The organism is Mesorhizobium sp. WSM1293 (genome assembly GCF_000513875.1).
GTDB lineage: Bacteria > Pseudomonadota > Alphaproteobacteria > Rhizobiales > Rhizobiaceae > Mesorhizobium > Mesorhizobium ciceri.
Genome location: NZ_AZUV01000034.1, coordinates 42,300 through 52,881, shown reverse-complemented (window position 1 = coordinate 52,881; position 10,582 = coordinate 42,300). Strand labels below are relative to the sequence as shown.

Below are 10,582 nucleotides of genomic sequence, written 5' to 3'. Positions count from 1 at the left end.
GTCGATCCGGTCGAGCCAGTTGCTCCGGTATTACCGGTTGCACCTGTGGCGCCGGTCGAACCTGTCGAACCTGTAGAGCCTGTTGCTCCAGTCGAGCCAGTCGAGCCTGTTGCTCCGGTATCACCGGTTGCACCTGTGGCGCCGGTCGAGCCGGTTGCTCCGGTCGAACCTGTCGAACCTGTCGAACCTGTCGAACCTGTTGCTCCAGTCGAGCCAGTCGAGCCTGTTGCTCCGGTATCACCGGTCGAGCCGGTTGCTCCAGTAGAGCCTGTTGCTCCAGTCGAGCCAGTCGAGCCGGTTGCTCCAGTAGAGCCGGTGGCACCGGTCGCGCCCGTGGCACCTGTCGAGCCCGCACCCGTGGCGCCGGTCGCGCCGGTCGCTCCGGCGGGTCCGGTCGCGCCTACTTGACCTGTGGTGGCGATAAAAGAAGCGGTATCAAAGAAATTGCCATTATCGCCATTATTAGCAAGCACGGGTGTAAAACTATAACCTCCTACAACCGGGGAAAGCGTGCCGTATAATTTGAAATTGCTGTCATAAACGAAATAAATATCAGTAGTGTTGGGGATCGTTATGGTCGCAGAGAAGTCATTTATTAAACCGCCCTGGTTTGCAGATGGTAGCTGAAAGCTACCAACGACTGTATCATCCGCACGATTAAGCGCCGGATTAGTCGGCGGAGCCACGTGAGTATCCACTACATAATACGTGTTAACAGCCGAAGAGCTGCCGCCGGCAGTTATGTCCCCACTGAGTGTGAGATCAGCCGCAAGCACCCCCGAGTAGCTGGCCACGCCAGCCGAAGTCATTGGAGGCAAGGGCGTGGACGAGCCTACGCGTGAGGATATCTCCCAGGAGCCGCCCAGGGCGGCCGCGCCAATCAGCGACCCGGACGCGAGAACGTCCGCGCCTACTGCCTCTTCCAGCGCCTCTATGAAGGCTTCGCCCGTATCCCCCGATGCCGTTTCGCAGCTCCACAGCCGCAGCTCGCCGTCCTTGGCAAGCGCACGGCCGATTGCGGCAAGATCCTCGGCCTCTTCCTGCAATGTAGTTGATGACCACTCCCCTGCTGTGAAGCCGACACGCCCAGACCCACCATGTGCGATAACGTGCACCGCATCGAGCCCTGCGTGCCCTGCGAGCGCGGCAGCGATCTGCCGCGCCGCCGGTCGGCGGCCGTTGAGCACAATCGCTTGAACCTCGGGTCGCACGCTGCCGAGAATCGCCTGGAGGTCGGAAACTGAAGGATCGACAAAAAGAACTTCAGAGGCACGGGCCATGACTGGCTCCTGTTGGCTTCGAACTCAATTCACCGGCAGCCACTCACTGGCCTAGCCGGCAAGTGCTGCGACCAAAGAGATTTACCTCCCGGACGGCCCGACGGCGCCGTGGGGACGTTCCACGACTGGCGTCTCCACGCGGAGGAAGTTGGCGACCTGGAAGTTCCCGCCTTCATCAAACGTCCCAATGGCAAGCGAGCCGGCGGTGCTTGGGACTTTGACGGTGAGGGCGACAGCGAGGCTTCGCTTGGCGGCTCTGGGAAGAACGACCTGACCGACAATAGCGCTCTTGGCCGTGTCCAGAATGAAATAATTTACATTTTCAATCGTGTCGCCGATCGGCAAAATGCCTCGAACGGTGACTTCCATAGCCGCAAATCCTGCCGTGAAGCTCATCATCTTCTCCTTGGTCGCCGGCGGCCGGGCCGCAGCTTCTCTTGGTCGTACCTTAGATTTCAATCGCTGGTTCAATGGCTGCAGAGCGCGGGCGCCCGGTGAGGCCGGTCGCGCGCATTGCCGCATTGCGGGCAGGTCTAAGAGACGGGTGCGCAAGGCTTGGCAGCCTCTGCGTGCCGCTCGATCGGATGGCGCCCCAGTTGTCTTCGCCCAGGTGAGTGAGGCGTCCAAAGGACACCGAGGAATACCCATCAATCGCTGGGTAATCCGTGCTGTTGGCCAACTGCGGGTAATTCAGGCGTTGTTCTACGCCTAAGCCTGCGTCACGGCCCCATCGACTCGTACACGGTATCACCCCAACCATGGTCACTCCCGTCACGCGTGTCGCCGATTTCTCGACGACGACTAACGAGGGAACCAACTGCTTGCGGGGGGAACATCAGATTTGGGAAAACGCCGGCCTTGAGTTCAAGGCCGTACAACGTCTTCTCTTGCACGTCACCACACACTTGCCACGCCCTCACGCACGAAGTGACTTGCTCCAGACACTCTCCTGGCTTCGCAGACGCAGCCCAACAGGCCCTCTGCCCGGTTCGCGGGAACCCTCTCAACACAAGACATTAGTAAAATCTAAAATTAGCAACTTGTAAATAACCAAGTTAACAATTTATTAATTGTGGACCATGAGTAACTACTTTCGGTCGACATCAAATGGCGCGCATGGGCCAAACGCATCGAAAAATCCGAGGCTTAAGGGTGCCCTCTGGTCCGCGTCGAACCCTCGATGTCGCGGCGGAATTTGCGCCTCAGCGATTGGGTCGACGGGAAATTCTGTTCTTAACCCTCTGGTCCCGAGCGACCGCAAGACCCTTGCTGCGACGGAAAGCGCTGGCTAAACAATGGACGGGTTGAGGCAGCACTTGGCTGTGAAGGAGCAGTCGTTCTTTGCAACAAAGGTCATGCAAATGGCCAAGGCGGCGGGGTGATGCATGAGATATAAAGCCGGACAAAGGCGCAGGAATTCCCTTCAACAATTTCCAGCAGCGTGTAACGAACGTCGCTCCGCCAAGGGATTAGCATGAGCACCATCGGCCTGTGCATGATCGTCAAGAACGAGGCAAAGGTCATCTTGCAATGCCTCGCCAGCGCCCTTCCTCTCGTTGACTACGTGCTCGTCATCGACACGGGTTCCGAGGACGGCACGCAGGACGTCATCCGTACCTTCCTGACCCTTCACAATGTCAAAGGCACAGTCATCGACGAGCCTTGGCGGGACTTTGCGTACAACCGTACCTTTGCCCTTGACCGCCTGCGTGAAGTCGAGACGGTCGACTACGCCATGATCATCGACGCCGACGACGTCGTGGTCCAAGACGCTGACTTCGATCCGATCGCGTTCAAGTCGAACATGGAACACGATCTCTACGACGTCGAGGTGTCCCATGGGGGCATTTCGTTTTATCGCCCGCAGATTTGCCGCAACCGGCTTCCCTTCTCCTTCAAGGGCGTGCTGCACGAATATCTCGAGGCCCCTCCCGGCCATCTCACACGCGAGACCGCCAAGGGTTTTCGCGTGGCGACGGGGCGTGGCGGAGCACGCAGTCAAAACCCGCGAAAGTACCAGGACGACGCGGCGGTTCTTGAAAACGCGCTTGCTACGGAGACCGACCCGTTCCTTATTTCGCGATACACCTTCTATTTGGCGCAGAGCTATAGGGATTCCGGAGAACGTGAAAAATCGCTGGCAACCTATCTGAAGCGCGCCGAGCTGGGCTTCTGGGACGAGGAAGTCTATGTCAGCCTGCTCGAAGCGGGCAATCTCATGACAGCGCTGGGACGGCCATTCGACGAGGTCGTTGCAATCTTTGAGCGTGCGACCCAAGCCGTTCCCGCCCGCGCTGAAGCTCTTCACGCCGCGAGCCTCTATTGCCGCACCCAGGGCCGGAACGCGGAGGGAGCGGAATTTGCGCGTCGAGGGCTCGACCTTGCGCAACCCCCCGGACTTTTCATACAGCCTTGGGTCTACGATTACGGATTGCTCGACGAGTTTGCCGTCAATGCCTACTGGACAGGCGCTTACCGGGAATCACTCGACGCCTGTCTGAAATTGCTCGCCAGCGAAAAATTGCCGGCGGAAATGGCGAAGCGCGTGGTGGCCAACGCGCGTTTCGCCACGGACAAGCTTCCGGTGCATGAACCGCCGAATCTCGGGGCGTTCGGGACAGAGAGCTTGATCGATCAGCACAAGCTTATCCGGCAGCGTTCGCTGCGGTCGCGCCTGAAGGGTTCGCCGCGCATCCTGATTGCAATCCTGGCAAAGCAGAAGGAGCCGGCACTGCCGCTTTACCTCGAGTGCATCGAGGCGCTCGACTACCCGAAGGCATCGATCGTCCTATACATCAGGACAAACAACAATACCGACAGGACCGAGCATATACTGCGCGAATGGGTAGAGCGCGTGGGTCACCTCTATGCGGCGGTCGAAATCGACGCCTCGGACGTCGTCGATCGTGTTGAGCAGTTTGGCGAGCACGAATGGAATGAGACGCGCTTCAGGGTGCTTGGCCGAATCCGCAACATAAGTCTGCGGAAAACGCTCGAGCACGGCTGCGATTTCTATTTCGTGGCCGACGTCGACAATTTCGTACGATCGGCCACGCTGCGAGAACTTGTCGCGCTTGATTTGCCAATCGTCGCGCCTCTGCTTCGCTCTATCTCGCCGGGCCAATATTATTCGAACTATCATGCCGAGATCGATGCCAACGGGTATTATCTGCAGTGCGATCAGTATGGTTGGGTGCTCAACCGCCACGTGCGCGGCGCCATCGAGGTGCCGCTCGTGCATTGCACATATCTTGTCCGGGCTGACGTGCTGACCGAACTGACATACGAGGACGGCACATCGCGGTACGAGTACGTTGTCTTTGCTGCCAGCGCCAGGAAGGCCGGAATCGTCCAGTATATGGATAACCGACAAGTCTATGGCTACATCACCTTTGGCGATGGCCAATACCATGTGAGTGATGGCATCGAGCGGGCTCGAGCGCTGTTGCATGGTGCGGGCGATACCTCCGCATTCACTGCCGCCACGCCCTCTGTCTCCGGGACGATGCCAGCCCGGCCTGTCGAGCCGACGGGTTCCCCGAAAATTCACCTGATAAACCTAGACCGCAGCGTCGAGCGCTGGAGCAGGTACCAAAGTAACAACTGGCATTTATTGCACAATACCGTTCGCGTATCAGCCGTTGACGGCACTTCTCTCGACAGGGAGGCGCTCATCAAGGAAGGTCTGATTACCAGTGATTGTCCGTATCCCCCGGGCACGTTGGGGTGCGCTCTATCCCATATCAGCTTGTGGCAGCTGTCGGCTTCAGAAAACAAGACAATAACGATTTTCGAAGACGACGTTCGGTCATCATTTCGGTTCTTGGAGGAATCAGATCGTATATCTCAAGAATTAACAGAATGGGACATTATACAGTGGGGGTATATATATAGTCCATTGTTTCTTTGGTTAAATTTCGGCTTCTCCAAAGCCAAGCTTGAATTTTACGACCATCGATACATCAATAAAACTGCTTTGTTCCAGGCCGAGAAATTCTCACACTCCCTCATAAAAGTGGAGCACTCTTTTGGGATTCAAGCCTACACAGTAACACCAAGAGGTGCACGAATGCTTCTTGAAAAATGTCTGCCGCTACGAAGTAGACAAATCCCCTTTCCTGGAACTGCCGTCGTCCTCGACGATACGGGTATCGATTGCGCGATGTGTGCGGCATATGGATCAATGCAAGCGTTCGTTTGCATGCCGCCGCTGGTCATCCATGATGACGAACTGCCGTCAGACCGGGCAGAGGCAGATCACCGAGAGCCGAGCTAGTTTGTCATTGGAAGCACAACAGACCACCAATGGTGTGGCGCGCATGGCGCGAGGGAAGATACTGACAAAGACCGCCTGGGCGGCACTGGGGTCTTGATGCTGTCGCACGCCGACGCGTCATAGTCCATCAGTTGCTAAGGGGCCTACTCGCCTGGGGCCACAGAAATTCTAAGGGTCATGTAAACCAGCCCTCGGGAGAACGGCGTGAAAATTGCAAATCACATCACACTTCTCGTTCACCCAGGGATGGTGAAGGTGCTCGCAAGCTTGATTCAGATGCTCGCCGATGGGCTGCATGAGATTTCCATCGAAACTGACATTGTCCATGAACTGCCTCAAGGATTTACCGGGCAGGCAATCGTACTAGGTGCCAACCTGTATGGAGAGGCCGGCTTAGCCCATCTGCCAATTAATTCTGTCATATTTAATGTCGAGAATCATACGTCTAACTGGATGTCGAACGAATACAAAAACATTCTTCGCCGATTTCCCGTTTGGGATTATAGTGAGTCAAACTCACTTTTTTTATCGAATTCGATATCTCGGCAAGTACATTATCTTAGATTGTTCTACGTGAGAAGTCTTTCCAGAATTCTTGACGAAAACGAGGACATTGACGTTCTGTTCTATGGCTCTTTTAATGACCGGCGGTCCAAAGTGCTTGATGAAATGCGCGCACGAGGGCTGCGCGTTGAAGCCGTGTATAGCGTATTCGGCGACCAGCTTGACCGACTTATCGCGCGCTCGAAAGTGATACTGAATTTGCACTTCTATGACAGCGGACAGTTTGAAATTATTAGAGTTTTCGATCTTTTGGCGAACAAGCGTACTGTAGTAAGCGAAGTAAATTCAGGCGAACTGGTGGACGCCGATTTGGCCAGCGCCTTTGTTGCAGCGAACTACGAGAACCTTGTCGATGTGACCGAGGCGCTAGTTAAGGACCCAGATCGACGTCATAAAGTAGCAGCAGCAGGCTTCGAGGCATTTCGCCAACGCAGCGCCAAAAAAATACTTCCTGAAGCGCTAGCCTGGAGTGATTCGCCACGCCTCCCGGGCGATATGGTGATTGGCAGTGGCAAGATGTACGATCCGCACCTGCTCAATATAGACATTAGAAGCCAATGGAACCCCGACATTGTCGCCGATATATCAGATCCGCAGCTATTGACCCGTGAATTTACATCAACGCGCTTTGGTGCCGTCCGCCTCCGACGCGGACTATTTACAAGTATAACTTCTGCGAACACGCTTGAGAAAGCTTCCAATCTGGTTGTCGCTATGACCAACTGCCTGAACTTACTGGCAGACGGCGGACTTCTAAAGATATCTGTTCCGCACGATCTGTCCTACGGCGCCTGGCAAGACCCTACCAACGCGCATGGCTTCAATGAACGGAGTTGGCTCTACTATTGTGAATGGTACTGGTATCTCGGCTGGACCGACGCTCGATTCGATTTGATTGAGCAGAGCTTTCACTATAGTTCCTTGGGGCACGAGTTGGCAGCACGGGGCGTTTCACATGACGAGATTTTGCGTAGCCCGCGGGCGGTAGACGAGATACATGTGGTGCTGCGCAAGCGGCAACTAACTGAGGCTGAGCGTACCCATGGGGGCCAACTGCGAGGCGACATCCGTGCGTGAAATTCGATGCAAGCTGTCGATGAGGTGCATTCGATGACGCAAAGCACGCCGGATGGTTCCCGCGAAGCCTTCGCGCGCATCTACCAAGGCAACGAGTGGGGTTCCACGGAATCGCGCTCCGGACTCGGTTCAGCGTACGCGACGACCCATCGCGTGCGAACCGTATTGCCGATGCTTTTGCGCGCACTGGATGTGACATCCATGCTTGATGCGCCCTGCGGCGACTTCAACTGGATGCGTTTCGTCGACTTGGGCAAGACGCACTACATCGGCTGCGATATCGTGCCGGAAGTCATCGACATGAATCGCTTGCGATACGCGGATCGCGAATTCCACGTGCTCGATCTGGCTGCCGAACCGCTTCCGAATGTCGACCTTGTTTTTTCGCGCGACTGCCTGCAGCATCTGACCGAGCCCGACATCTGGCGCGCGCTGCGCAACTTCAAGAAATGCGGCGCACGCTGGCTGCTCACCTCAAGCCATTCGACCTCAGCTCAGGACATTGCGTCGGAACCGGGCGGATTCGGATTTCTCAACTTACAGCAACCGCCATTCTCGTTTCCCGTACCACTCCTAGTCATGCCGGAGGAACACTACCCATCGAAGGCGATGTGTCTGTGGGACATGACGCAAATCGGTGCATGAGAACGATTATGGAGCATCGTCTGACGAATAGGCTATAGCTTGGCATACCAGCTGCCGTCTCATTGGCTACGAGTTTGGCTACGCGGGGATCATTCGCGGAAAGGCTACGCGGTCATGTCTCGAAATCTCCCTTGGCCGCCCATCGCCAACCCTCTTTACCGTCCCGTCGAGCTTGTACAGAGGCCGCATGCCTGAGAGCGCGGCTAATCAGGTCATCGAGCTCATGGGGAGCATGCATGCCTTGATGGGTCCGCCAAGAGCCCGCAACTAGACGCAGCAGTGCGGAGCGTTCCTTCACAAAGGAAGCGACAGCAAAGCCGTGTCGCTAAATCAAAGTAGTGAGCGTTTGGGCTTTCGGTTCTTGTTCGCTGGAAGCTGAACTCCGCGCCGGTATTGATTACGGCGCCGGTTTCGTCTGATGAACGACCTTGTCAATCGTGAGTTGCAGCCTCGGAAGCCCTCCACCACACCGCACAGCCGTCGATTGGAATTAATGGCGAGGTAATACCTTCTCTAGTCCGAAATTCGTTTACAGCTTGAGCGCACGGGGCGAGAAAGTAGTCGTCAACGATTACGAATCCACCATACGAAAGCTTGCGATAAAGCGAGTCAAGAGCTTGAATTGTTGATTCATACATGTCGCCGTCGAGCCTGAGAAGCGCCAATTTTTGTATCGGAGCATCAGGGAGTGTGTCCTTGAACCAGCCTTCAAGGAAGACGACTTGCTCATCAAGCAAGTCATATCTGCGAAAGTTTTCTTCTACGTCCTTCCGTGAGATCGCCAGTTGCGAATGTGTGTGGTGGGTGTCCCCAGCGTCCGCCGCATAGATTTCCGGACTTGGGGAAGGAAGGCCAGCGAAACTGTCAGCGACGAAGACGCGACGTTGAGTATCGGCGTAGGAGGCAAGAATACCTCTCATAAAAATACACGCCCCGCCGCGCCAAACTCCGGTCTCGATGAAGTCGCCTGGAACATCATCTAAGATTACAGTTTCGCATAAATGCCGTAGATTGCGCATCCTCGCTGAGCCAATCATGGTTTGCGCTAGTCCCGGCCAGTCCCGCCCAAGAGCACGCTTGTTCGGATCGTATTTTCCACCCGTCCACGGATCAATGGGCGCGTCGCCATATAAGGTTCCGGTCAGCGATGCTTCCAGGAGATTTAGGTATCTATTCCGCATCTTCATTGCGGCGATCATGAAGTCATGACTGTCATTCAACGCTCGTCTCCTTTTGGGAGCTTGACACGAACCAACGCTTCCGCGCCGAATTCGGATGACGCGAGTGCGGCTCGTTGAACGGCTACGCTGTCACCGTAGCAGATAGCTTTCGCCATCGTTTGCGAAAAGACAGCTTCCCCAGCTAATGCCATAACAGCTTCCCGGATCTTCGCCACGGTGGATTTTCGTGGTAGTTAGACTCCGGCGGTCGGACACGGGAATCAAAGTGCGACGACGGGATTTCGTTACGCTCTTGGGGCGCGCAGCGGCTGGGAGCTTTTTTCCTCCCGCATTGACCGGTCGCGACGCCCTCGCGGAGAGCTATGCAGCCATGGCGCCACCGACCACCTTGCCTTCGTCCCTCCTCACCGTGCCCATCGAGCTTGCCGGCGACTGGGGCCACATGCTTGAGGGAGCCGCTGATCAGGTCGTCGAACGCATGCGGCATGCATGCCTCGACGGTGTCCGCCTGCTGTCCGACCGCCAGCCAACGCGCCTTCGTGTCGACGAGCACACTTCCGGCGCGCCGGCAATCTGGCTACATCCAGACGGCAGCAGTATGGCCTGGATCATCGTCGATATCGGCGAACGTGACTGGTCGAAGCTCGCCTACCAGTTCGGGCACGAACTCGGACATGTGCTGTGCAACAGCTGGCAGCCGGACGCCAAGCCGGCGCCGCCTTGCCAATGGATCGAGGAAACCATGGTGGAGGCTCACTCGCTGCGTGGGCTCGCACGTCTGGCGAAAAACTGGAAGGAGGCGCCACCCTTCGCAGGCGACAATGCCTTCGGCGATGCCATCGCCCGGTACCGCCAGGACATCATCGATCGTTATGCAGCGCTGGCTGAAAGCCAGGGGCTCACGCGCGACGCCGCTGCGTGGTTCGCCGACCACCGCGGCGAGATCGAAATGCCCGCTCTTAATCCGTTCGCCCAGGCAATGTCGCTGACCATCCTCGCCGAATACGGCCGCGCGCCGGACTGCGTAGAGGCTTTGGGGGCACTCAATCGCTGGCCCGGCCGCACCAGCATGCCGATCGCCGAGTACCTCGGACACTGGGAGGCGAGTTGTGTCGAATTGCGCGCTTCGCCCAGATTGCCGATCCGCCTGCGTGATCTGCTGCATGTTCAACAGCGGGCCAAGTGAAGAGCGCTTAGGGCGGTAGGCAACGGACTGGCTTAGCCAGCGCGATGAACGTGCGTCCGGTCAAGGACATGTGGTCGTTTCCTTGCTCGCGGGCTCACACGCACATTGGCGCTATGATATGGCATCTCGGCTCGCGGCGCTTTTCGGCGCCGAGTCCGCCATCGTGAGCTTTGGCAGGACTGGTCAGGCCGCGCGACATGCAACATGGGCCGGAATCGCGACCTGAGCGCGATACCCATCGAACTTGTCGAACTCGAATTCATGGCTCGATTCAATCGTGTGCGTGGAATTCGGTTCCAAGCGGTAGTCGACAGATTGAACCGGAAGAGTCTGGCGGCGTTATTGGGTCTGGAATGGCAATCCTTTGGAGGAC

General features: G+C 56.7%; 7 protein-coding genes. 4 read left to right on the top strand and 3 right to left on the bottom strand.

Translation table 11 applies throughout. The annotated features are described in order from the left end of the window. Positions 1–1,280, bottom strand: a 1,280-nt coding sequence (locus M729_RS1000000138590) for a DUF4347 domain-containing protein (RefSeq protein WP_156949348.1), incomplete at its 3' end; no start/stop codon positions are given. Positions 1,281–1,361: 81 nt separating this feature from the next. Then, positions 1,362–1,676 (bottom strand): hypothetical protein, encoded by a 315-nt coding sequence (locus M729_RS0128235; RefSeq protein WP_024505825.1) that lies wholly within the window; start codon positions 1,674–1,676, stop codon positions 1,362–1,364. 1,078 nt (positions 1,677–2,754) lie between these two features. Here M729_RS0128235 and M729_RS0128225 point away from each other — a divergent pair. The 3 genes from M729_RS0128225 (at position 2,755) to M729_RS01000000135925 (ending at position 7,842) form a co-directional block, all read left to right on the top strand. Continuing rightward, positions 2,755–5,556: a glycosyltransferase family 25 protein gene (locus M729_RS0128225; protein ID WP_027163547.1), complete on the top strand. Its 2,802-nt coding sequence runs from the start codon at positions 2,755–2,757 to the stop codon at positions 5,554–5,556. 204 nt (positions 5,557–5,760) lie between these two features. After that, a complete protein-coding gene (locus M729_RS1000000136660) occupies positions 5,761–7,197 on the top strand; it encodes a glycosyltransferase family 1 protein (RefSeq protein ID WP_050596365.1) in 1,437 nt (478 codons plus the stop codon). A 6-nt stretch (positions 7,198–7,203) separates the two neighbouring features. Beyond that, positions 7,204–7,842 carry a class I SAM-dependent methyltransferase gene (locus M729_RS01000000135925; protein ID WP_050596364.1) on the top strand — a complete coding sequence of 213 codons (639 nt, stop codon included), beginning with the start codon at positions 7,204–7,206 and terminating at the stop codon, positions 7,840–7,842. Positions 7,843–8,273: 431 nt separating this feature from the next. Here the strand turns inward: M729_RS01000000135925 and M729_RS0128210 are convergent, their stop codons facing one another. Beyond that, complete coding sequence (locus tag M729_RS0128210; protein WP_027163546.1) at positions 8,274–9,062, bottom strand: TylF/MycF/NovP-related O-methyltransferase; 789 nt, start codon at positions 9,060–9,062, stop codon at positions 8,274–8,276. A 331-nt stretch (positions 9,063–9,393) separates the two neighbouring features. Between M729_RS0128210 and M729_RS01000000135920 the strand changes: the two genes are divergently transcribed. Continuing rightward, the gene (locus M729_RS01000000135920) at positions 9,394–10,209 is read left to right on the top strand and encodes a hypothetical protein (RefSeq protein WP_032809479.1); all 816 of its coding nucleotides are present in this window, start codon (positions 9,394–9,396) and stop codon (positions 10,207–10,209) included. Positions 10,210–10,582: the final 373 nt, after the last annotated feature.

Bases quoted from the DNA above. Each gene is read 5' to 3' on its own strand.
- M729_RS01000000135920 (WP_032809479.1), top strand. From the start codon at position 9,394: ATGGCGCCACCGACCACCTTGCCTTCGTCCCTCCTCACCGTGCCCATC.
- M729_RS0128225 (WP_027163547.1), top strand. From the start codon at position 2,755: ATGAGCACCATCGGCCTGTGCATGATCGTCAAGAACGAGGCAAAGGTC.
- M729_RS01000000135925 (WP_050596364.1), top strand. From the start codon at position 7,204: ATGCAAGCTGTCGATGAGGTGCATTCGATGACGCAAAGCACGCCGGAT.
- M729_RS0128235 (WP_024505825.1), bottom strand. From the start codon at position 1,676: ATGAGCTTCACGGCAGGATTTGCGGCTATGGAAGTCACCGTTCGAGGC.